The 26,086-nt window shown below is 73.3% G+C and carries 26 protein-coding genes and 1 pseudogene; 10 read left to right on the top strand and 17 right to left on the bottom strand.

Features of this window, described 5'->3' with window-relative positions; all coding sequences use genetic code 11:
• Positions 1 to 96: 96 nt before the first annotated feature.
• The gene (locus tag ACIQOU_RS07290; protein ID WP_401534619.1) at positions 97 to 762 is read left to right on the top strand and encodes a TetR family transcriptional regulator; all 666 of its coding nucleotides are present in this window, start codon (positions 97 to 99) and stop codon (positions 760 to 762) included.
• Between the two features lie 177 nt (positions 763 to 939).
• Positions 940 to 2,298, top strand: coding sequence for an MFS transporter (locus tag ACIQOU_RS07285; RefSeq protein WP_401534616.1), 1,359 nt, complete (start codon positions 940 to 942; stop codon positions 2,296 to 2,298).
• A gap of 181 nt (positions 2,299 to 2,479) precedes the next feature.
• Here ACIQOU_RS07285 and ACIQOU_RS07280 read toward each other — a convergent pair whose 3' ends face one another.
• The gene (locus tag ACIQOU_RS07280; protein WP_401534613.1) at positions 2,480 to 2,929 is read right to left on the bottom strand and encodes a PPOX class F420-dependent oxidoreductase; all 450 of its coding nucleotides are present in this window, start codon (positions 2,927 to 2,929) and stop codon (positions 2,480 to 2,482) included.
• Between the two features lie 162 nt (positions 2,930 to 3,091).
• Between ACIQOU_RS07280 and ACIQOU_RS07275 the strand changes: the two genes are divergently transcribed.
• The 3 genes from ACIQOU_RS07275 (at position 3,092) to ACIQOU_RS07265 (ending at position 6,322) form a co-directional block, all read left to right on the top strand.
• Positions 3,092 to 3,673 carry a TetR/AcrR family transcriptional regulator gene (locus ACIQOU_RS07275; protein ID WP_401534611.1) on the top strand — a complete coding sequence of 194 codons (582 nt, stop codon included), beginning with the start codon at positions 3,092 to 3,094 and terminating at the stop codon, positions 3,671 to 3,673.
• Complete coding sequence (locus ACIQOU_RS07270) at positions 3,670 to 5,028, top strand: MFS transporter (RefSeq protein WP_401534609.1); 1,359 nt, start codon at positions 3,670 to 3,672, stop codon at positions 5,026 to 5,028. The genes ACIQOU_RS07275 and ACIQOU_RS07270 overlap by 4 nt, the downstream gene beginning before the upstream one ends.
• Positions 5,029 to 5,092: 64 nt before the next feature.
• Positions 5,093 to 6,322, top strand: a complete 1,230-nt coding sequence (locus tag ACIQOU_RS07265) for a serine hydrolase domain-containing protein (protein ID WP_401534607.1) — start codon at positions 5,093 to 5,095, stop codon at positions 6,320 to 6,322.
• 25 nt (positions 6,323 to 6,347) lie between these two features.
• Here ACIQOU_RS07265 and ribA read toward each other — a convergent pair whose 3' ends face one another.
• Complete coding sequence (gene ribA, locus ACIQOU_RS07260; RefSeq protein ID WP_401534605.1) at positions 6,348 to 7,007, bottom strand: GTP cyclohydrolase II; 660 nt, start codon at positions 7,005 to 7,007, stop codon at positions 6,348 to 6,350.
• 38 nt (positions 7,008 to 7,045) lie between these two features.
• Here ribA and ACIQOU_RS07255 point away from each other — a divergent pair, with 38 nt between their 5' ends.
• Positions 7,046 to 7,822: a creatininase family protein gene (locus ACIQOU_RS07255; protein WP_401534603.1), complete on the top strand. Its 777-nt coding sequence runs from the start codon at positions 7,046 to 7,048 to the stop codon at positions 7,820 to 7,822.
• Positions 7,823 to 7,965: 143 nt separating this feature from the next.
• On the opposite strand, the pseudogene ACIQOU_RS07250 reads toward ACIQOU_RS07255, so the two are convergent.
• The 5 genes and pseudogenes from ACIQOU_RS07250 to ACIQOU_RS07230 form a co-directional block, all read right to left on the bottom strand.
• Positions 7,966 to 8,709 (bottom strand): annotated as a pseudogene (locus ACIQOU_RS07250) (YbhN family protein); the annotation flags it as partial.
• Between the two features lie 317 nt (positions 8,710 to 9,026).
• Entirely contained in the window at positions 9,027 to 9,965 is a 939-nt protein-coding gene (locus tag ACIQOU_RS07245) for a class I SAM-dependent methyltransferase (protein WP_401534712.1), read from the bottom strand.
• A gap of 131 nt (positions 9,966 to 10,096) precedes the next feature.
• Entirely contained in the window at positions 10,097 to 11,278 is a 1,182-nt protein-coding gene (locus tag ACIQOU_RS07240; RefSeq protein ID WP_401534600.1) for a glycosyltransferase family 4 protein, read from the bottom strand.
• A complete protein-coding gene (locus ACIQOU_RS07235; RefSeq protein WP_401534598.1) occupies positions 11,275 to 11,673 on the bottom strand; it encodes a 6-pyruvoyl trahydropterin synthase family protein in 399 nt (132 codons plus the stop codon). The genes ACIQOU_RS07240 and ACIQOU_RS07235 overlap by 4 nt, the downstream gene beginning before the upstream one ends.
• Before the next feature lie 140 nt (positions 11,674 to 11,813).
• Positions 11,814 to 12,788: a zinc-binding alcohol dehydrogenase gene (locus tag ACIQOU_RS07230; protein WP_401534596.1), complete on the bottom strand. Its 975-nt coding sequence runs from the start codon at positions 12,786 to 12,788 to the stop codon at positions 11,814 to 11,816.
• Between the two features lie 107 nt (positions 12,789 to 12,895).
• Between ACIQOU_RS07230 and ACIQOU_RS07225 the strand changes: the two genes are divergently transcribed.
• Positions 12,896 to 13,669, top strand: a complete 774-nt coding sequence (locus ACIQOU_RS07225) for a CDP-alcohol phosphatidyltransferase family protein (RefSeq protein ID WP_401534593.1) — start codon at positions 12,896 to 12,898, stop codon at positions 13,667 to 13,669.
• Positions 13,670 to 13,889: 220 nt separating this feature from the next.
• Here ACIQOU_RS07225 and ACIQOU_RS07220 read toward each other — a convergent pair whose 3' ends face one another.
• From ACIQOU_RS07220 to ACIQOU_RS07185, 8 genes are all read right to left on the bottom strand, one after another.
• Positions 13,890 to 15,116: an MDR family MFS transporter gene (locus ACIQOU_RS07220; RefSeq protein WP_401534591.1), complete on the bottom strand. Its 1,227-nt coding sequence runs from the start codon at positions 15,114 to 15,116 to the stop codon at positions 13,890 to 13,892.
• A gap of 127 nt (positions 15,117 to 15,243) precedes the next feature.
• Positions 15,244 to 17,028, bottom strand: coding sequence for an ABC transporter permease subunit (locus tag ACIQOU_RS07215; protein WP_401534589.1), 1,785 nt, complete (start codon positions 17,026 to 17,028; stop codon positions 15,244 to 15,246).
• 3 nt (positions 17,029 to 17,031) lie between these two features.
• Entirely contained in the window at positions 17,032 to 18,522 is a 1,491-nt protein-coding gene (locus tag ACIQOU_RS07210) for an ABC transporter substrate-binding protein (protein ID WP_401534587.1), read from the bottom strand.
• Positions 18,523 to 18,527: 5 nt separating this feature from the next.
• Positions 18,528 to 19,061, bottom strand: a complete 534-nt coding sequence (locus tag ACIQOU_RS07205; RefSeq protein WP_401534585.1) for a GNAT family N-acetyltransferase — start codon at positions 19,059 to 19,061, stop codon at positions 18,528 to 18,530.
• 146 nt (positions 19,062 to 19,207) lie between these two features.
• Positions 19,208 to 19,480, bottom strand: coding sequence for a hypothetical protein (locus ACIQOU_RS07200; protein ID WP_401534584.1), 273 nt, complete (start codon positions 19,478 to 19,480; stop codon positions 19,208 to 19,210).
• Entirely contained in the window at positions 19,477 to 20,991 is a 1,515-nt protein-coding gene (locus ACIQOU_RS07195) for a glycosyltransferase (protein ID WP_401534582.1), read from the bottom strand. The genes ACIQOU_RS07200 and ACIQOU_RS07195 overlap by 4 nt, the downstream gene beginning before the upstream one ends.
• A 58-nt stretch (positions 20,992 to 21,049) precedes the next feature.
• The gene (locus ACIQOU_RS07190; RefSeq protein WP_401534580.1) at positions 21,050 to 21,523 is read right to left on the bottom strand and encodes a hypothetical protein; all 474 of its coding nucleotides are present in this window, start codon (positions 21,521 to 21,523) and stop codon (positions 21,050 to 21,052) included.
• 130 nt (positions 21,524 to 21,653) lie between these two features.
• Positions 21,654 to 21,908, bottom strand: a complete 255-nt coding sequence (locus ACIQOU_RS07185) for a zinc ribbon domain-containing protein (RefSeq protein WP_401534709.1) — start codon at positions 21,906 to 21,908, stop codon at positions 21,654 to 21,656.
• 156 nt (positions 21,909 to 22,064) lie between these two features.
• Here ACIQOU_RS07185 and ACIQOU_RS07180 point away from each other — a divergent pair, with 156 nt between their 5' ends.
• On the top strand, positions 22,065 to 22,520 hold the full coding sequence (locus ACIQOU_RS07180) for a tellurite resistance TerB family protein (protein ID WP_401534707.1): 456 nt from the start codon (positions 22,065 to 22,067) through the stop codon (positions 22,518 to 22,520).
• A 22-nt stretch (positions 22,521 to 22,542) separates the two neighbouring features.
• On the opposite strand, the gene ACIQOU_RS07175 is transcribed toward ACIQOU_RS07180, so the two are convergent.
• Positions 22,543 to 23,481: a M56 family metallopeptidase gene (locus ACIQOU_RS07175; protein WP_401534578.1), complete on the bottom strand. Its 939-nt coding sequence runs from the start codon at positions 23,479 to 23,481 to the stop codon at positions 22,543 to 22,545.
• A 3-nt stretch (positions 23,482 to 23,484) separates the two neighbouring features.
• Positions 23,485 to 23,943 (bottom strand): BlaI/MecI/CopY family transcriptional regulator, encoded by a 459-nt coding sequence (locus ACIQOU_RS07170; protein ID WP_401534575.1) that lies wholly within the window; start codon positions 23,941 to 23,943, stop codon positions 23,485 to 23,487.
• 116 nt (positions 23,944 to 24,059) lie between these two features.
• Between ACIQOU_RS07170 and ACIQOU_RS07165 the strand changes: the two genes are divergently transcribed.
• A complete protein-coding gene (locus ACIQOU_RS07165) occupies positions 24,060 to 24,635 on the top strand; it encodes a TerD family protein (RefSeq protein ID WP_401534572.1) in 576 nt (191 codons plus the stop codon).
• Between the two features lie 184 nt (positions 24,636 to 24,819).
• Entirely contained in the window at positions 24,820 to 26,019 is a 1,200-nt protein-coding gene (locus ACIQOU_RS07160) for an acyltransferase family protein (RefSeq protein ID WP_401534571.1), read from the top strand.
• The last annotated feature ends 67 nt before the right edge of the window (positions 26,020 to 26,086 follow it).

The following is a 26,086-nucleotide window of genomic DNA, read 5'->3' as shown; positions in this document are numbered from 1 at the left end:
CCGCGACGAACGGGCGTCCGGGCCCACCTCGCCGCAGCCGCCCCGGCCCCCGGCTTCTACAATCGCGGGCACCGGCCTCTCCCCCGAAGGAACCCGATGACCAGCGTCGACGAACCGGCACGACCCCACGGGCGCATCCGTGACGCCGCCCGCACCAGGGCCGAGATCCTCGACGTCGCGACCGGCGAGTTCGCCCGGGTCGGCTACGCGGGGGCCCGGGTCGACGACATCGCCGCCCGCACCCGCACCACGAAGCGGATGATCTACTACTACTTCGGCGGCAAGGAGCAGCTGTTCACGGCCGTCCTGGAGCGGGCCTACGGTGTGATCCGGGAGGCCGAACAGACGCTGGACGTCGAGCATCTGGACCCGGTCGCGGCCATCCGGCGGCTCGCGGAGGTGACGTTCGACCACCATGAGCAGCACCCCGACTTCATCCGGCTGGTCAGCATCGAGAACATCCACGAGGCCGAGCACATCGCCGGCTCCGAGAAGCTCGGCAGGATCGGCTCGCCCGCGCTCGACGTGATCCGCCGGATTCTGGCGGCCGGACAGGAGTCCGGGGTCTTCACGGCGGACGTGGACGCCGTCGACCTGCACGCGATGATCAGCTCGTTCTGCTTCTTCCGGGTCGCCAACCGGCACACCTTCGGCGCGCTGTTCGGCCGCGACCTGGTCGACCCGGCCCGGCGCGACCACTACCGCACCATGCTCGGTGACCTGGTGATCGCCTACCTCACGGCGGACCGTACGGCGGGCTGACGGGCCCGTGCGCGACCTCTTGACAGCGGGGAAACACGGGCGCAACATCCCTACCCATCACGACTAACTACCCAGTGGGTTAATTAAGCCCCCGGTCCGCCGACCCGCCATCCCTGGGATTCGGCCTCCTCCCGCCGCTCACTCCGTCCCTGCCGGAGCCCCCGAAGGAGTACCGCCGTGCCCGTCCCCGCCACGCCCGCCGAACCCGCCGCGCCTCCCGGCCAGCCGGGGAAGGCGGCGGCCGCCGCCTGGATCGGCAGCGCCCTGGAGTACTACGACTTCTTCATCTACGGCAGCGCCGCCGCGCTGATCTTCCCGAAGGTGTTCTTCGACGAGTCCGACCCGGCGAACGCGACCCTGCTGTCGCTGGCGACGTTCGGGGTGGCGTACGCGGCGCGGCCGGTCGGCGCGCTCTTCCTGGGCCACTTCGGGGACCGGGTCGGCCGCAAGAAGATCATGGTCTTCACGCTGATCCTGATGGGCGTGTCGACGTTCCTCATCGGCTGTCTGCCCACCCGTGCCCAGGTCGGCGGCCTCGCGCCGGTGCTGCTGGTGGCGTGCCGGGTGCTCCAGGGCATCTCGGCGGCGGGCGAGCAGGCCAGCGCCAATTCGATGACGCTGGAACACGCGCCGCCCCGCCGACGCGGCTTCTTCACCAGTTTCACGCTGGGCGGCACCCAGGGCGGGCAGTTGCTGGCCACGCTGGTCTTCCTGGTCATCGCCCAGTTGCCCGAGGAGCAGTTGCTGTCGTGGGGCTGGCGGGTGCCGTTCTGGCTGAGCATCGGGGTGGCCGTGGTCGGCTATGTGATCCGGCGCCGGCTGGCGGAGACCCCGGCGTTCACGCGGCAGGCCGCTTCGGCGGGCGCGGTGCGGCTGCCGTTGGTGGTGCTGATGCGGGAGCACTGGGCGGATGTGCTGCGGGTGGTCGCGGGCGCGCTGGTCGCCTCGGTGTCGACGATCTTCACGGTGTGGGCGCTGGCGTACGCGACGAGCGACGCGGTGGGCATGTCCCGTTCGTCGATGCTGTGGGTCGGCGCGCTCGCCAACCTGGTGGCGCTCGGCGCGATCCCGCTGTGGGCGACGCTGTCGGACCGTGTCGGGCGCCGCCCGGTGTATCTGTTCGGCGCGGTCGGCAGCGCGGTGACGATGTTCCTCTACCTCTGGGCGATCTCCACCGGCTCCTACCCGCTGGTCCTGCTGCTCGGCATCGTCAGCTTCGGGGTCGTCTACAGCGCCGCGAACGGCGTGTGGCCCTCCTTCTACGGCGAGATGTTCACCACCCGGGTCCGGCTGTCCGGCGTGGCCATCGGCACCCAGACCGGCTTCGCCGTGGCCGGGTTCGCGGCCACCTTCGCGGCGCGGATCGCCGGTCCCGACGGACGGGGCTGGTCGGCGGTGGGGCTGTTCACGGCGGCCCTGTGCGTCCCGCCGGTGATCGCCGCCCTCACGGCCCGCGAGAGTCACCAGATCCCGACGGAACGGCTCGGCGAGCGCACACCGGAGCGGGCGGCCCGGAGGGAGCGGGTCACCGCCTGACCCGCTCCCTCCGGAGGCGTACGGGGGGGGCGGCCCGGTGCGGGTAAGGGGCGCCCCTGATGTCGATGTCAGGGGCGCCCCTTACGCCTGCCGCGCCCCGCTGGCTCCCTGTCGTACCGGAGGGTGAGCCCCGTAGTACCGGAGCAGCAGGGGCCCCGTAGCCGCTCCGGCCGCCCGGGGGTCACTCCCCCTCGGTCCGCCGGGGGATGCCGTAGGCCCGCTCCACCGGGAGCCTGACCACCAGGCGCCGGTCGCGGACCATGGTCGCGCGGTAGTCGTCCCAGTCGGGGTGCTCGCCGAGGACCTCACGGTAGAGCCGGATCAGTTCCTCGACCGTGTCGTCGTGCGGGTCGGCGGCGACCGGGGACAGCTCGGCGGTGCCCTCGACGACCGTGAAGGCCCAGCGGTCGGGGGCGGTCACGTGGTAGGAGGCACGGGGGTCGCGGCGCAGGTTGCGGGTCTTGGCGCGGTCGTCGGTGACGGAGATCCGCACGATCCGCTCGTCCGGGTGGTAGCTGTGCACGACGTTCGACAGCTGGGGCCGGCCGTCGCGCTTCAGGGTGACCAGCACCCCGTCCCTGCCCTCGGTGAGCAGCTTGAGCAGTGCGCCCTCGGTGGTCTCTTCGCTCATGTCCGCCGTCCTGTCCGGGGTTCCGTGTGCGGGCTCGTGTGGGGTCAGAACCGTGCCGTCCGCCGCCGCATTCCCGGGCGGGCGGCTTCCTCGAAACACCACGGCCCCTCCTTCCACCATGCCGAGTAGACAGTGTCTACGCCTACCTGGTAGACACGGTCCATGCCTGAAACGGAAGCGGGACTGCGGGATCGGCTGGTCGACGCCGGGGTGGAGCTGGTCGCCCGGGAAGGGGCGCAGGCGTTGACCCTGCGGGAGATCGCACGCCGGGCGGGCGTCTCGCACGGGGCGCCGCGCCGCTACTTCCCGACCCACCTGGAGCTGCTGTCGGCCATCGCCCGCCGGGGTTTCGCCGACCTCGCCGGGCGAACGGCGGTGGCGGCCGCCGCCGATACGAGGCCGCCCCGCGCCCAACTGGCCGTGCTGGCCCGCGTCTACCTCGACTTCGCGTGCGGGAACCGTGGGATGTACGAGCTGATGTTCCGTCACGACCTGCTGGAGAGCGGCCACTTGGGGCTCCGGGACACCAGCCTGCCACTGTTCGCCCGGCTGGTGGAGCTGACCGCCCTCGCCCGTCCCGACCTCGACGCCCGGACGGTCGCGGGCGCGCTCTGGGCCAACCTGCACGGCATCGCCCAGCTGTGGAGCTGGGGCAGCCTCCAACTCGCCACCGGCACCGAGGACTTGGCCCCGCTGCTGCGGGCCGCCCTGGACGCCCACCTCGGCCCGGAAGGTGCCCGGTGAACCGTCGGCTGACGCTGGCCGGGAGCGTCGTCGGGGCCATGGTCGTCGCGCTGGACGGCACCGTCCTCACCATCGCCCGGCCCACCCTGCAACAGGATCTGGGGGCGTCCCTCGTCGAGGCGCAGTGGACCGGGACCGGGTATCTCATCGCCGTCGCGGGCCTGTTGGTGTTCGCCGGGCGGCTCGGGGACCGGTACGGGCAGCAACGCCTGTTCGGCATCGGCATGGTGGGCTTCGGCCTGACGTCGGCCGCCATCGGCCTCGCGCCGGATGTCGGGTGGGTGATCGGACTGCGGGTCGTGCAGGGCGTGTTCGGGGCCCTGCTGCAACCGGCGACGCTCGGGATGCTGCGGGCCGCGTACCCGCCCGACCGGCTGCGGATGCCGATCGCCGTGCGGACCAGCTCGATCGGGCTCGCCGCCGCGGCCGGTCCGGTGCTGGGCGGGGCGCTGGCGGCGGGGCCGGGCTGGCGGGCGGTGTTCTTCCTCAACGTCGTCCCGACCCTGCTGCTCGGTGGGCTCGCGCTCGTCATCCGGGACCCGGGCGGGCGGCCCGCGCCGCGTCCGGTCCCGCTCGACGTGCCCGGTGTGGTCCTGCTCGCGGTGGCCCTGGCCTGTCTGACGCACGCCCTGGTGACGCTGCCCGCCGGTTCCTGGGCCGTGGCCGCCCTCGGCGTCGTCGCCGCCGTCGCCTTCGTCGCCCATGAGCGGCGTGCCGCAAGCCCGTTGGTGCCCTCGGACGTCATCGGCCAGCCGTCCGTCGCCGCCGCGCTCGGCGTCCTGGTGGCCGCGTCGGCGGCGCTGAACGGCACCCTGTTCGTGGCCGCCTATCTCCTCCAGGACACCTTCGGCCTGGACCCCGTGCAGACCGGGCTGCGCGCGCTGCCGCTCGCGGCGGCGATGATCCTCGCGGCGCCCCTGGCCGCCGTTCTGCCGGGGCGGTTCGGGCCCCGGGTGACGACGGTGACGGCGTCGGGGGTGCTCGCGGCCGGGATTCTGGTGCTGCGCGCGGCGCACGGGACGCCCGCCGTCTGCACCGGGTTCGCGCTGATCGGCGCCGGGTTCGGCACGGTGATGGTGACGGCCACCCATGTCGTGGTCCGGCGGGCACCGGTCGGGTCGGCCGGGGTGGCGGGCGGGTTGCAGCAGACGGCGATGAACGTGGGGCCGACGCTCGGCGTGGCCGGTGCCGCCACGCTCACCGGGGCCGGGGGCGGCCACGCGGTGGCGCTGGGGGCGCTCGCGGGGGTCGCCGGGGTGGCCGTATTGATCGGACGTCTCCTGCCGAAACGTTCCGAACTGGCGCTCCATCCTGATCAACCGGAGGACCGGGCCCCCGTTCCTGAGCGACGATGAGGGTTGAGACCGGGACGGCGGGGCAGCCGGACCGCGCCTCGACGAACGTATTCGGAGGAGAACGATGGCACTGCTGCGACAAGAGATCGACCCGGACGAGGTCGGGCTGGACGAAAAGGCGTTGGACCGCCTCGACCAGCACCTGGCCGACCAGGTCGACGAGGGGCGGCTGCCGGGCTTCCTGCTGGCCGTGGCCCGTGGCGGTCGCGTCGCCCACCTCACCGCGCACGGCCACCGTGACCTCGCGGCCGGGGAGCCCGTCGAGCCGGACACCCTGTGGCGGATCTACTCGATGACCAAGCCGGTCACCTCGGTGGCCGCGCTCACCCTCGTCGAGGAGGGCCGCCTCTCCCTGGACGACCCGGTCGAGCGCTATCTGCCCGCCTTCGCCGACCCGCAGGTGTATGTCAGCGGTGCGGGCGCCGACCTGCGCACCCGTCCGGCGTCCGGGCCGATATTGATCCGGCATCTGCTGACCCACACGGCGGGCCTGACGTTCGCCTTCTACCACTCCCACCCGGTGGACGCCCTGTACCGGGAGGCCGGTCTGGAGTCGTCGGTGCGGCCCGGCACCGACCTCGCCGGGACGGTCGACGTGTACGCGAGCCTGCCGTTGCAGTACGAGCCGGGCACCGAGTGGAACTACTCGGTCGCCACCAATGTGCTGGGCCGGGTCCTGGAGGTGGTGACGGGGCAGCCGCTCGACGTGTTCCTCGCGGAGCGCGTGTTCGGGCCGCTCGGCATGACCGACGCCGGGTTCGAGGTCTCGGCCGAACAGGCGCCCAGGCTCTCGGAGTTGTACGGCGAGACCAAGGACGGCGGCATCGAGCCCATCAAGGGGCTGCCGCTGCACGGGCGGCCCCGGTTCCTGTCCGGCAGCGGCGGCATGGTCGCCTCCGCCCACGACATGCACCGGTTCGCGGAGCTGCTGCGCCGACGCGGTGAACTCGACGGCGTCCGGCTGCTCTCGCCCGAGACGGTGGACCTGATGACCCGCAACCACCTTCCCGACGGCGCCGACCTGCGCGCCTTCGGCAGCCGCCCGGCCCATGACGAGGTGGGCAACGAAGGCGTGGGCTTCGGCCTCGGCGTCTCCGTGGTCGTCGACCCGTCCCGCACCAAGGCGCCGTCCGGGCTGGGCACCTACGGCTGGAGCGGGGTGGCGACGACGACGTTCTGGGTCGACCCGAGCCGTGACCTGAGTGTGCACTTCTACACGCAGGTGCGGCCGACGTCGTCGCACACGCTCTACCCGGACATCAAGCGGCTGGTCCACACGGCCGTTCTCGACTGAACGGCCCTTTGCCGTACGGCCGTTGTCAGGACAGGTGGGCGACCGCGTCCAGGTGGGGCAGGTGGTGGTCGAGCCGCTCCCGCTTGGTGCGCAGGTAGGTGATGTTGTTCTCGCACGGCGGTATCAACAGCGGCACGGTCTCGGCGACTTCGATGCCGTGCCGCACCAACGCCTCGCGTTTGCGCGGGTTGTTGGACATCAGCCGGACCGAGTGCACACCGAGGTCGTGCAGCATCCCGGCGGCGACCCCGTAGTCCCGGGCGTCGACGGGCAGTCCGAGGGCCAGGTTCGCCTCCACGGTGTCCAGGCCCTCGGCCTGGAGGGCCATCGCCCGCAACTTGCCGAGCAGCCCGATGCCGCGCCCCTCGTGGCCGCGCAGATAGACGACGATGCCCGCGCCCTCGGCGACGACGGCCCGCAGCGCGGACGCCAGTTGGTCGCCGCACTCGCAGTGCTGGGAGCCGAACGCGTCGCCGGTCAGGCACTCCGAGTGCAGCCGGGTCAGGACGCCCTCCGCGCCGATGTCACCGTGCACGAGCGCCACCTGTTCGTCACCGCGGTCGTGGTCCAGGTAACCCATCGCCCGGAATTCCCCGTACACGGTGGGCAGCGGCGCATTCACGATCCGTTCCACGCCCGTGCGCTGCGGTGACTTCGTGCCGAGGACGCCGATTTTTTCTGTCATGATCTGATTCCTAAACAGAGACGAAAGGCCGTGGGGAAATGACTGGTTCGGGCGCGTATACGGCGGCATACGGCTGGGTGCCGGCGGACACTACGGAAGAAGTACGGGCCAGGGCGGCGGGCGTCTCAACGCAGGTCGCCGTTCTTCCGGTGGGGAGTTTCGAGCAGCACGGCCCCTACCTCCCGCTGGCGACGGACACGCTGGTCGCCTGCGCGGTGGCCCGCGAGATCGCCGCCGCCTACCCGGTGCACCTCCTGCCTCCGGTGACGATCGGCTGCTCGCACGAACACGCCGACTGGCCCGGCACCGTGAGCGTGTCGGCCGTGACGCTGCACGCCGTGGTGAGCGACATCGCCGCCTCGCTGCGCCGCTCGGGCGTCGAGGCGCTGGTGGTGGTCAACGGCCACGGCGGCAACTACGTGCTCGGCAACGTCGTCCAGGAGGCGTCGGCGCGCGGTGAGCGGATGGCGCTGTTCCCGGCCGCCGAGGACTGGGAGGCGGCGCGGCAACGGGCCGGTGTGACCAGTTCGCTGCTCACCGACATGCACGCGGGGGAAATCGAGACCTCCCTCCTGCTGCACACTCATCCGGAATTGCTCAGGCCCGGATATGAGACCTCGGATTTCATCGCGGACGACCGGCGTCATCTTCTGACTCTCGGAATGTCCGGCTATACCGATTCGGGCGTCATAGGCCGCCCTTCACTGGCTTCGGCGGAAAAGGGGAAGGCCATGCTCGCGAGCTTCGTGGATTCCTTCGGCGCGTATTTCTCGCTGCTCGCCCCCGGCGACTCGGACGGCTCCGCGGACGAGTGAGCGGCGCCGGGTTCCGGGACCGCCACCGCCGTGGTGGGGCCCGCCCGCAGGCCCGTCCACCAGCGGACGACGAGCACGGCGACGCCGGGCAGCGCGGCCACGAAGCTCAGCACCCCGTAGACGACGGCGACGGCGAGGCCGTTGCTCGCGCCGAGCCCCGCGGCCCCGAACGCCCAGGCGGTGACGCCCTCCCGGGGCCCCCAGCCGCCGACGTTCAGAGGCAGGCCCATCGCGAGGAGCGCGAGCACCGCGATCGGCAGCAGCGCGGCCACCGACGCCCCGGACCCGGCGACCCGGGCGGCCAGCACGAACATCCCGAGGTGTCCGGCCAGCACCAGCAGCGACGAGACGACGATGCCGGGGGCGTTGCGGCGGGACAGCAGCCCCGCGCGGGCCTCGGCGAGGGACGCGCGCAGCGCCCCGCCCCGGCGTGCGGGGGTGCCGTTCATCCGCAGTGCGAGCCCGACGGCGAGCGCCCCGACGACCGCGAGCCCGAACAGCGGCGCGAGATCGCGGGCCTCGGTGAGCACCGGGGACTCCATGGTGAGCAGGACGACCGCGCCGACGACCGCCAACGCGGCCTGCCCCGCGGCCCGTTCGAGGACGACCGTGCGTACCCCGCGCCCGAGGTCGCCCTCGCTGCGGCCGTGCCGTACCGCCCGGTGCACATCGCCGAGGATGCCGCCGGGCAGCGCCGCGTTCAGGAACAGCGCCCGGTAGTAGTCGGCGACGGCGGCCCCGAACGGCAGCCGGATGTGCAGTCCCCGCGCGACCAGCGCCCACCGCCACGCGCTGAGCACGGTGGTGGCGAGCCCGATGGCGAGGGCCGGCAGGAGGGTCGGCGCGTCGATGCGGCGCAGTCCGTCGGTGAAGACGCCGGTGCCCATCCGCCACAGCAGGACGGCGAGGATGACCACACCGGCGACCGAACCGGCGTGGGTGCGTACCGCGCGGGAGTTGAGGACGCTCAGGGTGGCGCGCACCGCCGTTCGCACGCCGAGGGCGCCGGGCCTGATGCCGGGGCGGGCCACGTCGACGATCACGCCGATGTGGGCCGGGGAGACGGCGGCGGGGGCGGCCGGGGTGGTCTCGGCGGCCGGTGCGGGCCGGGCCGGCGTCCGCGCCTCGTCCCGCCGGGCCGCCACCGGCAGGCCCACCGACCGCACCACCACCGGCAGGCGCACCGCCCGCGCCGTCTCCCCGCTCATTCCGCACCGCCCGCCGGTCGGCTCAGGGCGAGGAGGTCGTTGTGGTGGACGACGACGTGGAGTTCACCGGCGGCGCAGGCGGCCAGGCGGTCCCGCAGGTAGGGCTCCGCACGGTCCTTCAGTTCGGGGCGCTGTTCGACGGCGGCGCCGACCCAGCCGCGCAGCCACTGCGCCGTCAACGCGGCCTCGGCGGGCCCGAGCCGCCAGGCGCTCGGGTCGACCCGCACGGTCGCGCCCCGCTCGGAGAAGGCGTCGCAGGCCGCCGTGACCGAGTCCGGGCCGAGCAGCCCGCCGCGCCGCTGATGCGCGTTGAACGCCTCGGCGATCTCCTCGTCCAGCGGGTGCGCGGGCGTCAGTTGGACCCGGCCGGCCACCGAGAGGGTGAGCAGCGCGGGGCAGCCGGCGTCGGTGCAGGCGGCGGCGAGGGTGTCGATCTCGTCCCGGGTGAGGACGTCGAGGAGCGCGGACGCGGTCACCAGGGACGCGCCGAGCAGCGCGTCCGGGGTGAGGCGGGCGACGTCGCCGCGCCGGGTCTCGACGCTGACCCGGCTGCCGTCGGCGGCGGACTTCGGGGAGGCGACGGCCGCGAAGTGCAGCAGGTAGGGATCGCGGTCGTGCAGAATCCAGTGCTGGGCGCCGTCGAGGCGGGGCGCGAGCCAGCGGCCCATGGAGCCGGTGCCGCAGCCCAGGTCGTGGATGACGGTGCCGGAGCGGCCCGGCAGGTTGGCGAGCCGGATGCGCAGCGGGTCGAGCAGACCGTGGGCGCGGGCGGCGGCGTCGGCGGGTTCGCGCAGCTCCAACCACTCGGGCGCGTACCGGGGTTGGTCCTCGGGTCCGCCGTCGCGCAGCCGTACGGTGGCCCGCTCCCCCGGGCGCGGTGTGGGGCCCGCGCCCGGGATCACGCCGTCGCCCGGACCCGGGTCCGGTGTCGGCATCGCCACCTCCTGCTCGACGGGCCGCCCGGGTCCGGCGACGACTGTGCCAGCCATGTCGGCCGTGTCAGCCGGGTCGGCCGGTCCCGACCGGCCGGGGATCATGTCGATCTGCGGTGTCACGGTCGGGTTCTTCATGCCGCCCTCCGGGGTTCGCTCGGGAGCCGGCCCAGGACTCCGGCGAGGCTGCGGGCCGTGGTGGCCCAGCCGTCCAGGGCGGCGCGTCGGCCGCGCGCGGCGGCCTTGAGGCGGCGGCGCACATCGGCCTCGCCGAACCAGCCGCGCAGTTCGTTGGCGAGGGCGGTGGGGTTCTCCGGCGGGACGAGGAGTCCCGGCACACCGCCGTCGGGGGCCCGGCCGACCGCCTCGGGCACGCCGCCGACGTCGGTCGCGAGCACCGGGATGCCCCGGGCGAGGGCCTCGGTGACGGCCATGCCGTAGGTCTCCGCGTAGGAGGTGAGGACCATCAGGTCGGCGGCGGCGTAGCTGGCGTCGAGGGCGGCGCCGGAGCGCGGGCCGACCAGGTGGATGCGGTCGTCGAGGCCATGGGCGCTGATGAGGCGGCGCAGGTGACCGACGTACTCGGGGTCCTGGCCGAGGCCGCCGACGCAGACGCAGCTCCAGGGCAGGTCGGCCGCGGCCGCGAGGGCCTCGACCAGCCGGTGCTGGCCCTTGCGCGGGGTGACGGCGGCGACGCAGAGCAGCCGGGAGACGCCGTCGGTGCCGGAGGCGAGCGGCGCGATGTCGGCGCCGGGGGCGGCGACATGGACGCGGTCGGGGGCGAGGCCGTGGTGGGAGACGAGGCGGCGCACGGCCCAGTCGCTGGTGGCGATGGTGGCGGGCGCGGCCCGCAGCACCTCACGCTCCTTGGCGTCCAACTCCCGTGCCACGGCGGGCTCCAGGCCGGTCTCGTCGCCGAGCGGCAGATGCACCAGGACGGCGAGCCGCAGCCGGGCGGCCTCGGGGACGACGATCTCGGGGACGCCGCACGCCACCAGGCCGTCGATGAGGACCACGGTGTCGTCGGGGAACTCCCCGAGGACGCGGGCGAGTTCGGCGCGGGCGGCGCCACCCGGGCGGGGCCAGCTGCCGTGCACGGCGTGCTGGTGGACCTGCCAGCCGAAGCCGGGCAGGTCGAGACAGATCCGCCGGTCGTAGGCGTTGCCGCCGCTCGGTGCGGCCGGGTCGTCGACGCCGCCGGGCAGCACGAAGTGCACGGAGTTGAGGGACATGCGGAGAATCTCGGCGTTCTTCCAGGTGGCGTGCTGTGCGGGCACGTAGTCGAGCCGGGCCCGGTCCAGGGTCAGATCGGTCACAGCGCACGCTCGTAACTCGCCCAGGCGATGTGCGACTCGTGCAGGGTGACGGAGATCGACGCGATCCCCCGGGCGCCTTCGCCGAGCGCGCCCTGCTGGACTCGGTCGGCGAGCCGGTCGGCGATGACCTTGGCCAGGAACTCGGTCGAGGTGTTGACACCGGCGAACTCGGGCTCGTTGTCGAGGTTCCGGTAGTTCAACTCGCCGGTGAGGGCGCCGAGTTCCTGCGTGGCGAGGCCGATGTCGACGACGATGTTGTCGTCGTCCAGCTGCTCGCGGCGGAAGGTGGCGTCCACGAGGAACGTCGCTCCGTGCAGGCGCTGCGCGGGGCCGAAGACCTCGCCGCGGAAGCTGTGGGCGATCATGATGTGATCGCGGACGGTGACACTGAACAACGGACGACCCTCCAGGTACGGAGCCTTGGGTCCCCCTGGCTGATCCCTGCCGGGGGATGCCCACAAGTACGGCTCTTGCGTTCCCCGTGTTCAGCCCGTTCTCACTCTTTTCTCAGGTCAGGCGTGCGGGCCTGGTGACGTCAGGGGTAGCGGATGCGGTGGCAGAGCGCCGGGACGGTCCCGTCGGCCAACTTCGGGAGCAGCGCGGGCAGTTCCTCGAACGCCGACTCTCCTGTGACGAGGGCGTCGAGGGCCGGGTCGGTGAGGAGTTCCAGGGCGAGGGCGAGCCGGTCGGCGTAGCTGCGGCCCGGGCGGGCGGCCGGGGAGACGGTGCCGACCTGGCTGGCGCGGATGACCAGGCGCCGGGAGTGGAAGGCCTCGCCGAGCGGCAGGGAGACGGTGCGGTCGCCGTACCAGCTCAGTTCGAGGACGGTGCCTTCTGGGGTGAGGAGTTGCAGGGCGCGGGCGAGGCCCTGTTCGGTGGCGCTGGCGTGCACCACGAGGTCACGGTCGCCGAGGGCGTCGGCGGGCAGCGCGAAGTCCACGCCGAGCGCGGCGGCGACGGCGGCGCGCGCGGGGTCGGCGTCCACCAACTGCACGCGCACGCCCGGGAATCGGGCCAGCAGCGCGGCGACCGAGCAGCCGACCATGCCGCCGCCGATCACCGTGATCCGGTCGCCGACCAGGGGGGCCGCGTCCCACAGGGCGTTCACGGCGGTCTCGACGGTCCCGGTGAGGACGGCGCGCGACGCGGGTACGCCGGCCGGTACGGGGGTGACGGCGGCGGCGGGAACGACGTAGCGGGTCTGATGCGGGTGGAGGCAGAACACCGTCTCCCCGGTGAGGTGGTCGGGGCCCTCCTCGACCACGCCGACGCTGAGGTAGCCGTACTTCACGGGGGCGGGGAAATCGCCCTCCTGGAACGGCGCGCGCATCGCCGCGTACTGGCTCTCGGGGACGCCGCCGCGGAACACGAGGGTCTCCGTGCCCCGGCTCACTCCGGAGTACAGCGCGCGGACCACCACGTCGTCCGCGCCGGGTTCCGGCAGGTCGACGTCCTGTATCGCGCCCTCACCCGGACGGTTCAGCCAGAACGCGCGTGCGGTCCGGTTCATCGGAAGCCTCCTGAACGATCGGGAAGTTGTTCACGTACCGAGGTGTGCACAGGCCGCGGACAGTACGCGGCGGTGATCGACTCTGTCACATGGCCGGAGGGTGAGCGGTGGCCCTGAACAACACGTACGACGCGAGGCTGGTCCAGCAGGAGACCGCGGTGGGAGCGGGCGTCCAGATCCTGTTGCTGGCCCTGCTCGGCGAGGCATTCGGGCTGGGGCCCGCGGGCTGGCTGACCGGCCTCGTCTTCGCCGTCGCGACCTGGGCGGTGCTCTCCCGGGCGCTGCACCGGACCCGGCCGAGGTCGTTCGGCCCGGCCAACCGGGTGACCCTCGGACGGGCGACGCTGGTGGGCGGGGTGACGGCCCTGGTCGCGGACTCCTTCCAGAGTTCCCCGCCGGTCACGCTCTTCGTCGGTCTGACGGCGGTGGCGCTGATCCTGGACGGCGTCGACGGCAAGGTGGCCCGCCGCACCGGCACGTCGACGCCGCTCGGCGCGCGCTTCGACATGGAGGTCGACGCGTTCCTGATCCTGGTCCTGAGTGTGTATGTGTCGACGAAGCTCGGTCCGTGGGTGCTGGCGATCGGCGGCATGCGCTACGCGTTCGTCGCGGCGGCCCGTCTCTGCCCGTGGCTGAACGCGCCGCTTCCCCCGAGCATGGCCCGGAAAACGGTCGCGGCTCTCCAGGGTGTCTTCCTCCTGCTGGCCGCCTCCGGCTGTCTCCCGTTCGCGGGCACGTTCGCCGTGACCGCCGTCGCCCTGGGCACGCTGGTGTGGTCCTTCGGCCGTGACATCCGCTGGCTGCACCGCACGTCCCGGCTCGGCGCCCACGAGGTGGAGCGCCTGCTGGAACTGACGCCACGCCACCCGGTGACGTCCTGACCGCACCGCCCCACCGTGACCTCCCCGGCGACACGTTCTGGCAACGGCCCGCGTCAACGGCCCTGCCGCCGAGGCACGTCCCCCTCCGCCGCCGGGATCGCGGAACGCGTCCTGGAGCGGACCCCGCGCGAGCCGGTGACGTCCTGACCGGTCCCGCCCGGCCGCCCGCCGGCCTCCACCGGGTTCGCCACCGCGACGCCCTGACGGCAACCGCCCCGCGTCAACGGCCGTCCCGCCGAGGCAACGCGCACACCGCCACCGCCGGGATCGCCGCCAGCGCCAGCCAGGGCACCGCTGCCGGGAGGCCCGCGTCGAGGAGAGTACCGGTGGCCGCGCTGCCGACCAGGACGATCAGTCCGGAGACCGAGGACAGCGCGCCGGTGTAGAGACCGAGGCGGCCCTGTTCGGCGAGGTCGGGGACCCAGGCCCGGGCCACCGGGGCGATCAGCATCTGGCCGACGGTGAGCAGCACGACGAAGCCCGCGCCGGGCAACAGGCCCATCACGCCGGTCAGTTGGGCGGGTCGGGCGGCCGCGACCACGGCGAAGCCCGTCGAGATCAGCAGCAGGCCCGTCGCCATCGAGCGGCGTGGGGTGAGCCGGAGTCCGGCCCAGCGGGTGACCGGGAGCTGGGCGGTCACCACCAGCAGCGAGGACACGGCGAACAGGAAGGCCAACGGCGCCTGGGAGCCCGTCGCGCGTTCCACCTCGGCGGGCAGCGCCAGGTAGAGCTGGTTGTAGGCGAGCAGGTAGGCGCCGTAGGCGCAACACAGGGCGAGGAAACGGCGGTTGCGGATCAGCAGGCCCAACCCGCCCTTGGCCGGGGTGCGTTCGCGGCCGGGGATGTGCTGCGGGAGCATCCAGGCGTGTCCGGCGAGGACCAGCACGAAGATCCCGGCGCCCGCGAGGCACACGGCGCGGAAGTCGACGGCCAGCAACAGCCCGCCCAGCAGGGGCCCGACGAACGCGCCCGCCTGCCCGGCCACCGTGAACAGCGCGAGCACCCGGGTGCGTGAGCCGCCGCCGTTCTCCTCCAGGGCGACCGCCTGCCGGGCCACCTCGGACTCGACGGCGGGTGAGAAGAGCGCGGCGGCGAACCCGATGAGCAGCACCGCCCCGATCACCGCCCCGGTGTCCTCGGCGTACCCGAGCCAGCCGAACCCGGCGATGCGCAGCACGCATCCGGCGAGGACCACTGGCCGGATGCCGTACCGGTCGGCGAGCGCACCGCCGACCACGAACAGCCCCTGCTGGCTGAAGGTCCGCAGCCCGAGCACGAACCCGACGAGCCAGCCCGCCATGCCGATGGCCTGCCCGAGATGCTCGGAGAGGAACGGCACAACGGCGTAGAAGCCGATGTTGAAGGCGAGTTGGGTGAGGATCAGCAGCCGCAGCAACGGCGTCATGCGGGCCGTGTCGCCGGTGCGACGCAGCCGGAGCGAGGTCATCAGGCTCACTGGACGCCCACCAACTCCCGTGCCAGAGGCTGCCGTTGACGTACGCACCGGAGCCGCAGCAGGGATGCCACCGGTGCCGTGTCCCCAGCACCGCGCGGCCGAGGGGAGGTCGGCGAGGTCACTTCACCCTCACCAACTCCCCTACCAGCGGCTGCTGTTCGCGTGGGTCCCGGTGGCCCCGGAGTCTGGGCAGCCGGACTCCCCCGGCCGTCGCGACCGCGAGGGCGCCGAGGAGGGCGAGGACGGCGGCGGGGGCCAGGACGGCCCAGGGGGCGCGTTCGGCGTAGGGCTGGTTCTCGGCGAGGAGCAGGCCCCACTCCGGGGCGGGCGGCTGGGCGCCGAGGCCGAGGAAGGCGAGGGAGGCGAGGGCGAGCGCGGTACCGGGCAGCCGCAGCAGGGCGTGCCGGGCGACGGGCGGTACGACGGCGGGCAGCAGGTCGTGCCGGAGCAGGTACCAGGGGCCCGCGCCCAGCCCCCGGGTGGCGGTGAGGTGCAGGGCGGCGCGTTCCTGGCGCAGCAGCGCGGAGGTGTGCGCGGCCAGCGGCGCCCAGGCGACGACGCCGACGGCGAGCGCGGGCGTGGCGGGGCCGCCGCCCGCGACGGCGGTGACGAGGAGGGCGCCGAGGACGGGCGGCACCGCGTTGACGGTGTCGACGAGCGGCCCGGACAGCCGGGGCAGCAGTCCGAGGAGCACGCCGGTCAGGAGGGCGGCGGCGCTGATCCCGGTGGCGAGGAGCAGGGTGTCGAGGGCGCCGTGGGAGACCCGGGCGAGCAGGTCACGGCCGAGCGCGTCGGTGCCGAACGGGTGCGCGGCGGACGGTGGTCGCAGGCGCCGGGTGGTGTCGAGGGCGAGCGGGTCGCGGGGCAGGCCGAGCGCGACGACGCCGAGGACGAGGCCGCCGTAGAGGAGCGGGAGCCTGCTGCGGGCGGGTGGGCGGCGCCGGTGCAGGGTGGGCAGGGCGTTGTCGCGCAGGGCGGGGCCGATGAGCAGCCGGGTGGCGAGGTGGGCGGCGCCGGTGGAGCACGCGGCGAGCAGCAGCAGGAGCAGGGTGCCGGCCTGGAGGACGGGCAGGTCCTGGGCGAGGGCGGCTTGCAGGGTGGTGCGGCCGAGGCCGGGGATGTCGTAGATCTGCTCGACGGCGACGGCGCCGCCGGTCAGACCGACCACGAACAGACCGGCGTTGGGCAGCAGCGCGGGCAGGCACCGGCGCACCGCCTGACGGGCGATGGCCGCTGCGGCGAGGCCGCGGGCGGCGGCGGCCCGGGCCCAGGGTTCGGCGAACGCGCCGGGCAGCAGGTCGTCGAGGAGCCGCCCGAGCACCGCGCCCGCGGGCAGCCCGAGGGCGAGTCCGGGCAGCACCGTCCACCGCGGCCCGTACCAGCCGAGCGCGGGCAGCCACCCCAGCTGGACGCCGACGACGGTGGCGAGCACGGACGCGGTGAGGAACTCGGGGAGCGCGGCGAGCATCGCGGAGCCGCCGTTGCCGCCGGGGCGCCGGTCGCCGAGGCGGCGGTGCGCGCCGAGCCACAGGGTGCGGGCGCAGACCGCTCCCGCGGTGAGGACGGCGATGCCGAGCGCGACCGTCATCAGCAGCAGGGACGCGCCGAGGGCCTGGAGGACGGCGGGCGTGACCGCGTCGCCGGAGAGCCAGGACCGTCCGGCGTCCCCGCGCCACAGGCCACCGGCCCACCGCCCGAGGAGCGTCAACGGGCCTTCGTCGAGGCCGAGTTGGTCCCGGATGGCGGCGAGCACCTCGGGGGTGGGGTCGCGGTCGGCGGAGCGCGCCTTGAGGACGGTGAGCGCCGGGTCGGTGCGCGCGAGCCAGGGCAGCAGGCCGATGCCGCACACCAGGGCGAGGGCGAGGCCGGCGCGCCACAGCAGCGCGGTCGTACGGTGCCGCACGGGTCAGCGCCGGGTGCCGGTGGCGACGAGGGTGCGCTCGTACGGGTCGAGCAGGGCGCCGCGCACCGAGGGGGCCACGCCGGTGATGACGCGCTGGTGGACCAGCGGAACGACGGCGTCCGTGCCGAGGATCGCGGCCTCGGCCGCCATCGCCGCGTCCTCGCGCCTGCCGGTGTCGGCGATGCCCTCGGCCTCGGCGACGGCACGGTCGACGCCCTGGTCGCAGAGTTGGGCGATGTTGTAGCCGCCGTCGCAGGTGTAGTCGCTGGCGAGGACGGCGACGGGGTCACCGGTGTCGACGAGGGTGTTGCGGGCCAGCACGAACGCGTCGAACTTCCCGTCGAGGGCGTCGCTCTCCAGCCGTGAGTACTCGCGCACCTGGAGGTCGACGGTGAACCCGGCCTTCTCCAGCTGCTGCTTCAACACCTGGGCGGCCTCGGGGAGTTCGGGCCGGTTGTCGTAGGTGGCGAGGCTGACCTTCGTGCCCTTGGCGGAGCCTGCCCCGGCGCGTCCGGTGGGCTGCTTCCGCTTGCCCTCGGCCCAGGTGACGGCGGGTCCGTAGATGCCGGCGCCCGCGTCGGCGTGTCCTTCGTAGACGCCCTCGGCGAGTGCGGCGGTGTCGACGGCCTCGCGGGCGGCGGCGCGCAGCTTCGGGTTGGCGAACGGCCCTGACGCGGTGTTGAGCAGGAGGCTGGTGGTGCGGGTGGTGGCCGTCTCCTTGCGGGTGGCGGTGTCCAGGGAGGCGGCCTGCGCGACGGGTATCGCCTCGGCGAGGTCGACCTCCCCGGTGCGCAGCGCGGCGGTCCGGGCGGTGCCGTCGGCGATGAACTTCACGTCGATGCCCGCGGATTGGGCCCGGCCGCCCCAGTAGTCGTCGAAGCGGTCGAGGGTCGCGGTGGTGGAGCCGGTGACCTTGGTGAGGGTGAAGGGGCCGGTGGCGGTGCCGACGGGGTTCGCGTCGCCCTGCCGGTCGTAGCCCTTGGCGGACAGGACGGCGAGCCCGGGGCTTGACATGCGCAGCGGCAGTACGGGGTCGGGCCGGTCGGTGGTGACCTGCACGCCGGTGCTGCCGTCGGCGGTCGCCTTGAGGGTGACGCCGGTGAGGGCGGCGGGGGCGGGCTTGGCCTCGGTGGCGTGGGTGAGGGAGGCGGCGACGGCGGCGGGGGTGACGGCGGTGCCGTCCTGGAAGGTGGCGTCGCGCAGGGTGAACAGCCAGGTGCGGTCACTCTCGCGACGCCAGGAGGCGGCGAGCGCGGGGGCGGCGGCGCCGTTGGCGTCCAGGGCGGTGAGGCTCTCGGTGACACCGAGGCGGCTGAGGATGGTGGCGTCGGCGCCGTACGGGGAGAGGTGTTCGGCGGGCGGGAAGGCGAGGGCGACGCGGAGCCGGGAGCCGGACGCGCGGTCGCCGGACGCGTCGTCGGCGCCGTCGGCGGCGAAGCACCCGGTGAGGGCCGGGGCGAGCAGCAGGGCGAGGAGGTGGTGCAGGCGGCGCATCGTTTTCAGTACCCCATGGGTATCTCGAAGTGGACGATCCCCTGACCGCCGCCGGGTTCGTCGCGCTCGTCGAGCACGGCCTTCCCGAGCGACCGCCAGAAGGGCTCGGCACCCGGCACCGCCGGGTCGGTGTGCAGGTATACGGAGCGGTAGCCGCCGTCGGCCACGGCGAACGCGAGCAGGTCGTCGACCATCCGCCGGGCCAGGCCGCGCCGCCGGTGTTCCGGGCGGACGTAGACCCGGCGCAGCTGTGCCGTCTCGCCGGAGGGATAGCGGTCGGCGAGGTGGCGGGGGTTCGGCGGGTGCGCGGGACCGCGTGAGTCGAGGGCGCCGGTGCCGACGACCTCGCCGTCCGGGCCGATCGCCACCAGCAGGGTGTGGCGCCTCGAGGCCAGGTAGGCGGCGCCGGGGTCGACGATGTCGCCGTGCCAGCGCGGCACGTACCCGGTCCCGAAGTCGCGGTACACGGTGTCGAGCATCACCGCTCGCGCCCCGTCGAGGTCGTCCGGCCGCGCGGGCCTGATGATGTATTCACGCACTTGCGAATCATACGCATTAAGCCCCCCACGCCAGATCGACGGCACCCACTCCGGATGCCGCCGATCAATGTACCTACATGACATTCATTTTCAAAACGACGGTCCCTCTCACCCCTCCCGACCGAACCGCCCCTCCCCCTCCCGGACTACTCCTCTCCGGGCGGTACATCGAGCAGTCCGGCCGTCTCCAGTTCCGTGAACGCTCTGCGGATGGCGGCGAGGTCGGTCGGCGGGTGGGTGCGGGTTACGGCCTCGGTGATGTCGGGGAGCGTACGGGTGCCGTCGGCGAGGTGGAAGACGGTGGCGCTCAGGGGGCCGAGAAGGTGCCCCTGTTCGGCGTGTTCGTCGTACACCGCGAGGCGTCCGTCGACGGTCTCCTTGACGCGCAGCCCCTCGCGGCGTGCCCTGGGCGGCCTCACCCGAGCCCCACCGGCTGCGTCCGGTCGGTCCGGTCGCAGACCCCCGGAACGGTGCGATAGCGGTCGGGTCGGCTCCAGCTGGCCAAGTACCTCGCCAATCCGGCGTGTTGATGAATCCAGGACGTCATCTCGTGGACGTTGTCCGGGAGTTCGTCGAGCAGGGGGCCGAACGCGCTGCGGTGGTAGGCGAGGGCGTGGGTGGCGGTGACGTCGGTGACGGCTTCGATGTGCGCGCGGCCCGGGACCGCCGTTCCCCTGGCGCCGCCCAGGTGGAGCAACGACCAGGGGAGGTCCGCGAGTTCGGCCAGGGCGGCGCTCAGCGTGGCGGCGGCGTCGGGGAGGAAGAGGGCGTCGTCCTCCAGGACGAGGAGGGACTCCAGGCCGTCGATGTGGGCCTGCTCGACGGCGCGACGGTGGGACAGGGTGCGTCCGACGCGGGGGTCGGCCGGGGTCGGGGTGGCCGGTTGGCGGTGGATGCGCTCGGGGCGGATACCGAGGGCGATGAGCCTGCCCCGCAGGGCCTGCCAGCGGTCGGCGCGTTCGTCGAGGTTGATACAGGTGATGCCGTCGAAGGCGTGGAGGGGGTTGCGTCGCTCGGCCCGGTGGTCGGCGACGCCCTGCTGGACGGCCTTCTCACCGAGGACGGCGGTGAACTGGGCGACGGCCTCCTCGTGGCTCTGGCCGAGTTCGTCGAAGCCGGTGAGGTAGTTCAACAGGGTCTGGTACCAGGTCGAGTCGGTCCAGCTGGTGCGCGGCCGGTCGAAACGGTGGGCCCAGCGCACGGCGGGCAGACACCGGGTGGTGTGCCCGGCGCGGCGGAACTTCTCGTGCAGATGGCCCTCTTCACCGCCGTGCCGGGCGAAGGCGGGGTTGAGTCCGGGCCACGCGTCGGTGCGGCAGGCGAACAGGCCGAGGCCCTGCATGCCGATCTCGAAGGGCGGGGCGGCCGGGTCGAGGCCGCGCGGGTCGGTGGCCCAGGACCCGAACATCAGCCGTTCCCAACGGGGCTCCCAGTGGGTCGAGACCTGGCGCCCGTCGGCCGAGACCAGCGGGCCCTGGAGCAGGTCGCCGCTGTCCGGGTGGGCGTCGATGTACGCGAGGAGCGCGGCGAGGGCGCCGGGGGCCAACTGGACGTGGGAGTCCAGGCACAGGACCCAGTCCGAGGCGGCCTCGCGGAAGATCCGGTCCCGGGCTGCCGTGCCCACCCGCCGGTCGTAGGGGACGTACCGCAGCTGCGGGAAGTCCAGCTCCAGCCGCTTCAGCGCCCACGCGTGCGGGCCGCAGGGGTGGTTGTCGATCACCAGGAGGTTGACCCGGTCCCGCACCTCGGGGTGGTGCAGGAGCAGGCTCGCGACGGTGAAGTACACGCCGTCGTAGTCGTCGTACGTCGCCATGCCCACCGTGAGGGTGCGGGACTCCTGGGCCCCTCCCGGCTCCGGGCGCGGCCGGAACCGTTCGCCCGGCGCGCTCACCAGCTCCCGCAGCGCCGCGAGACCCACCTCGTCCGCCACCGCCACCCACCCCCGCTCGCTCGACTCCCGTTCCCTGCACAGCCGTTGACGCCGACTGTCACGGGGGCGTGGTGACGCAGTCGGTGCCGATGGTGATCGCCCCGTGCGCCGAGGCCTGGGTGTGTTCACCGTCGCCGACCAGCATGGCGGTGTAGCCGGCCAGGAGTTCCTGGATGGTGCCCGGGCCGAAGTTCTCCGGGGCGGTGATGCCCGCGATGCCGCTGTAGTTGGTGTACGCCGAGCCGAGCAGCCGGCCGCCCGCGCTGTAGAAGCGGACCAGCTCACCCGCCATCGGCCGCCCGCTGCGGGCGTCGGTCACGGTCGCGGAGATGTTCTCCAGCTGCATCGACGTGATGTTCAGCGTGCCCTGGCTGGCGCTCAGGCTGACCGGCGTCTGGGTGGGGCAGTCGGCCTGACCGCAGACGGGCGGCTGGGCCATCGCGGGGGCCGCCGACGCGACGATGGCACCGAGCGACAGGGTGCTCACCGCGACGGCGGCCAATCCGGCGAACTTGTTTCCAGCGAACTTCATAGGTGCCGCTCCACGGGGGCTCGGTGAGGACGCGTTCGGGGTGCCATCACACCCGAACGGCCCCTCACCCGGGTACGACAATCGCGACATAGGCCGCAACGGCTCTCCGGTTCGCCCCATCGGGTGAACGTCATGGTCGGGGCCGCGTTCGGACCCCGGGCCCGTGTCCGAGGGGGAGCCGGTCCCGGGCGCCCGGAACGAGAGGTTCCACCAAGGCGGCCCAACGGCCTCTCTGGTCGACGAATCCGCAGACCTTGCACGCGAAGGCACCCTGGGAGGGCCGGTTGTGGCGTGCGGTGTGATGACACTGCGCGCATTCCTGGCTGGTGTACGCCGGATCGACGTGGACCACCGGCACCCCGGCGCGCTTCGCCTGGTAGGCGATGAACGCGGCGCGGGCAGGGCGCGAACTTCCGCGAAACGGTGGGAACTTCTCCCCCGCCCCATGAGTTTCTACGGTGTTGTAGATACCGATGACCGACGGGGGATCGGCCGCCTGCCGGGCGGACCGGCCGCCGTTCCGAGGATGTTGGAGATGGCCATGGCTCTGTGGGACCGCATCAAGGATTCCGCGTCGACGATGCAGACCCAGCTCGTCGCGAAGAAGAACGACCTCAAGAGCGGCGCCTTCCGCGACGCCAGCATGGCCATGTGCGCCCTGGTCGCCGCCGCCGACGGCACCATCGACCCGGCCGAGCGCCAGCGGGTGGCGCAGCTCATCGCCACCAACGAGGTCCTTCAGAACTTCCCGGCCGACGACCTGCGCCGCCGTTTCGAGGAGAACCTGAACAAGCTGACGACGGACTTCGACTTCGGCAAGGTCAGCGTCCTTCAGGAGATCGCCAAGGCGAAGAAGAAGCCGGCCGAGGCCCGTGCCGTCGTCCAGATCGGCATCGTCATCGGCGGCGCCGACGGCGACTTCGACAAGACGGAGCAGGGCGTCGTCCGGGAGGCCTGCTTCACCCTGGACCTGCCCCCGCACGAGTTCGACCTCTAGGACCTGCGGGGCCGGACCCGTCTCACAGCGGGGTGGCGGTCTTGAGGATGAGGAACATGGTGACCGCCGAGTTCGCGGACGACATCGCGGACAGGGCGGCACCCGCGGCGGCGGTCCACACGGCCATGCCGACGGAGGTGAACGTCGGGGGCCAGGTGCGGGCGGTCGGGGCGGGGCCCAGCAGGGCGGCCACCCGGCGCGGCACCGGGCCCGGTTCGCCGCCGACCGCGGCCATCGTGGGCGCGGGGGCCGGGCGGGAGACGAGGGCGGCCTTGGCGACGGCGCGGGCGGTCAGCCGCCGGTCGCCGACCGCGCGGGCCGCGTCCTCGTCGGCCCAGCGCTCCACGGAGTAGGCGACGGTGGTGCGCAGTGGGCGCAGGAAGGGGTTGGCGCGGGCCGCGAGGCCGGCCAGCAGGAGGTAGCGGTGATGACGGCCGGTGAGATGCGCCCGCTCATGGGCGAACAGCACGCGCCGCTCGCGGGAGTCGAGTCCGGCCAGCATGCCGGTGGAGACGAGGATGCGGGCCGCCCGGCCGCGTCCCGGCAGGGTGTGCGCGTAGGGGCGTTCGTCGTCGAGGACGGCGACCTGGGTGCCGGGCAGTCCGCGCAGCGCGCGGGCGGTGGCGCGGCGCACCCGGTAGTGGCGCAGCAGCAGGGCGGCGCAGGCGGTGGCGGCCGCGGCCAGCGCGCCGACGGCACTCTTGCCGACGACCTCGTCGTGCGGCACGGCGGCCCGCACCTCCGGGTCGGCCCAGCCGTCCGGGAGCGGGTTGCCGGGGAGTTGGGCGGTGCCGACGATCGCCAGCAGCGCCAGGCACAGGATGCTGCACAGCCCGAGCACCCCGGCGACGCCGGAGAGCAGCAGGGTCGCGACGCGCGGATGCAGCCGGTGCTCGGCGAGGCGCGCGACGGGCCAGGCGGTCAGGGGCAGCACGAGCGGCAGGAACACGAACGTGCCCATGGATCAGCGGTCCCCGCTCTCGCCGTCCACCGGAATCTCGGCCTCCGCCTCCAGGAGCAGCCTGCGCAGCAGGGATTCGTCCTGGCGCGGCAGGGAGGACACGAAGCTGGCGAGGACGGCCTCCCGGTCGGTCTCGCCGTCCAGGACGCGGCGCATCCGGTGGGCCGCGAGTCCCGCCTCGCCGGTGGCCGCCGTCCACACGAAGGAGCGGCCCGCCCGGCGCCGGGTGACCACGCCCTTGGTGTGCAGGCGGGTCAGGATGGTGACGACGGTGGTGTAGGCGAGGGTGCCGCCCAGCCGCTCCAGGACCCAGGCGGCCGGTACCGGTTCCTGTGCCGTACGCAGCGCGGACAATACCTGGGCCTCCAGCTCGCCCTGGCCCCGCCGGCCACCGACCCGCTCCGCCACGCCGCCTCCCTGATCGATCGCCGCCGCGCGCAACTCATACGGCGTCCTGCCCATCGTAGTCAGGGGGATGGTCCCCGCCCACCACCCAACTTCTACAGTGTTGTAGATTCAAGGTGGTCCGAAGAGGTATCCGCAGGGGTATCCACAGAGCGCAGCAGGAGGAGAACACCGTGGGAGTTTCCCTGTCCAAAGGCGGCAACGTCTCGCTCAGCAAGGAGGCGCCCGGTCTGACGGCCGTGCTCGTGGGCCTCGGCTGGGACGTGCGGACCACGACGGGCACCGACTACGACCTCGACGCCTCGGCGCTGCTGTTGCAGTCGTCCGGGCGGGTCCCGTCCGACCAGCACTTCGTCTTCTACAACAACCTCACCAGCCCGGACGGCTCGGTCGAGCACACCGGCGACAACCTCACCGGTGAGGGCGAGGGCGACGACGAGTCGATCAAGGTGAACCTGGCCGGGGTTCCGGCGGACATCGACAAGATCGCGTTCCCGGTCTCCATCCACGACGCCGACAACCGGGGCCAGAGTTTCGGCCAGGTCCGCAACGCGTTCATCCGGATCGTCAACCAGGCGAACAACCAGGAGATCGCCCGCTATGACCTGTCCGAGGACGCGTCGACGGAGACCGCGATGGTCTTCGGTGAGCTGTACCGGCACGGCAGCGAGTGGAAGTTCCGTGCCGTGGGCCAGGGGTACGCCTCCGGCCTCGCCGGGATCGCCGCCGACTTCGGCGTGAACGTCTGAGAACCCGCGGCCACCGGCCGAGTCCAGCCGTCGTCCGTGTCTGACGGTTCACACCCCCGTTTACCGCACGGGAAAGCGGTGAGGCGGCGGAGATGTCTCTCCGTCACCTCACCGCCGTGAACCCCGCCGGACCCCCGCCCACAGCCGATCGTGAGGGCCGTCCGCATGGTGACCGGGAGGCGGGGTGAGCCAGACCACCGGAGCCAGCCGCAGCGACCGGACCGGTCACCTCACCGAGGCCACGGACAACGGCCGTACGGCCACGGAGAACGACGCCGCGGCCCGCGCCGATCGCCCCGCGCCCGGCGCGACGCCGGACCGCTCCCGCCCGCAGCCCGCGCGCGACGCCTCCTTCGACAACGCCAAGTACCTGGCGATCGTGCTGGTGGCCGTCGGACACGCCTGGGAGCCGCTGCGGGACGGCAACCCCACGGTCACCGCGCTCTACACCGTCGTCTACGCCTTCCACATGCCGGCGTTCATCGTGATGTCCGGCTACTTCTCGCGCGGCTTCGACGCCGGCCCGCGCCGTATCCAGCGCCTGGTGACCGGGGTGGCTGTCCCGTACGTCGTGTTCGAGACCGCGTACACCCTGTTCACGCGCTGGACGGACCACGCGCCGGACCGGCCCATCAGTCTGCTGGACCCGCTGTTCCTGACGTGGTTCCTGGCCTCGCTGTTCGTATGGCGGCTGACCACCCCGCTGTGGCTGCGGCTGCGGTGGCCGTTGCCCGTCGCGCTGGTCGTGGCGGCGCTGGCGACCACCTCGCCGGCCATCGGCGAGGACCTCGATCTGCAACGGCTGCTCCAGTTCCTGCCGTACTTCGTGCTCGGGCTCTGTCTGCGCCCGGAGCACTTCCGGATGGTGCGCGGGCGCCGGATGCGGGTGCTGTCGATCCCGGTGTTCGCGGGCGCGTTCGCGCTGGCCTACTGGCTGGTGCCGCGCTTCACCGGCGCCTGGTTCTTCCACCGCGACAGCGCGCCGGAGCTGGGCGCGCCGACCTGGGCCGGGCCGCTCATGACGCTCGCCCTGTTCGGCTGCTCGACCCTGCTGACCGCGTGTTTCCTGGCCTGGGTGCCGGAGCGGCGGACCTGGTTCACGGCGCTGGGCGCGGGCACCATCGCGGGGTATCTGCTGCACGGGTTCTTCGTGGTGCTGGCCAAGTACCTGGGCTGGTACCGGCCCGAGTGGGTGCACGGCCCGGTCGGCACGGTCGTCGTCACCCTGGTGGCCGCCGGTGTCGTCACCGCGCTGTGCACACCGCCGGTGCGCCGGGCGGTCCGGGTCGTCGTGGAGCCGAAGATGGCGTGGGCCTTCCGCGCGGCCCACGACCGGCCGCCCGAGGGGCCGGGAACCCGGACCGGCACCCCTTCGTTGTCCTGACAACCCCACCGGCCGTATCCCGGACCGCCCGGCGGTACCCCGGAAAGAGGAGCACGACCTTGTCCGC

The organism is Streptomyces sp. NPDC091279 (genome assembly GCF_044757465.1).
GTDB lineage: Bacteria > Actinomycetota > Actinomycetes > Streptomycetales > Streptomycetaceae > Streptomyces.
Note: the sequence above shows the minus strand (reverse complement) of the source record. Positions and strands in the feature narration are given on the sequence as shown.

What these genes read in the sequence shown, in the direction of transcription:
- ACIQOU_RS07290 (WP_401534619.1), top strand. Translation starts at nt 97, where the DNA reads ATGACCAGCGTCGACGAACCGGCACGACCCCACGGGCGCATCCGTGAC.
- ACIQOU_RS07280 (WP_401534613.1), bottom strand. Translation starts at nt 2,929, where the DNA reads ATGAGCGAAGAGACCACCGAGGGCGCACTGCTCAAGCTGCTCACCGAG.
- ACIQOU_RS07275 (WP_401534611.1), top strand. Translation starts at nt 3,092, where the DNA reads ATGCCTGAAACGGAAGCGGGACTGCGGGATCGGCTGGTCGACGCCGGG.
- ACIQOU_RS07265 (WP_401534607.1), top strand. Translation starts at nt 5,093, where the DNA reads ATGGCACTGCTGCGACAAGAGATCGACCCGGACGAGGTCGGGCTGGAC.
- ribA (WP_401534605.1), bottom strand. Translation starts at nt 7,007, where the DNA reads ATGACAGAAAAAATCGGCGTCCTCGGCACGAAGTCACCGCAGCGCACG.
- ACIQOU_RS07255 (WP_401534603.1), top strand. Translation starts at nt 7,046, where the DNA reads ATGACTGGTTCGGGCGCGTATACGGCGGCATACGGCTGGGTGCCGGCG.
- ACIQOU_RS07245 (WP_401534712.1), bottom strand. Translation starts at nt 9,965, where the DNA reads ATGCCGACACCGGACCCGGGTCCGGGCGACGGCGTGATCCCGGGCGCG.
- ACIQOU_RS07230 (WP_401534596.1), bottom strand. Translation starts at nt 12,788, where the DNA reads ATGAACCGGACCGCACGCGCGTTCTGGCTGAACCGTCCGGGTGAGGGC.
- ACIQOU_RS07220 (WP_401534591.1), bottom strand. Translation starts at nt 15,116, where the DNA reads ATGACCTCGCTCCGGCTGCGTCGCACCGGCGACACGGCCCGCATGACG.
- ACIQOU_RS07210 (WP_401534587.1), bottom strand. Translation starts at nt 18,522, where the DNA reads ATGCGCCGCCTGCACCACCTCCTCGCCCTGCTGCTCGCCCCGGCCCTC.
- ACIQOU_RS07190 (WP_401534580.1), bottom strand. Translation starts at nt 21,523, where the DNA reads ATGAAGTTCGCTGGAAACAAGTTCGCCGGATTGGCCGCCGTCGCGGTG.
- ACIQOU_RS07180 (WP_401534707.1), top strand. Translation starts at nt 22,065, where the DNA reads ATGGCTCTGTGGGACCGCATCAAGGATTCCGCGTCGACGATGCAGACC.
- ACIQOU_RS07175 (WP_401534578.1), bottom strand. Translation starts at nt 23,481, where the DNA reads ATGGGCACGTTCGTGTTCCTGCCGCTCGTGCTGCCCCTGACCGCCTGG.
- ACIQOU_RS07170 (WP_401534575.1), bottom strand. Translation starts at nt 23,943, where the DNA reads ATGGGCAGGACGCCGTATGAGTTGCGCGCGGCGGCGATCGATCAGGGA.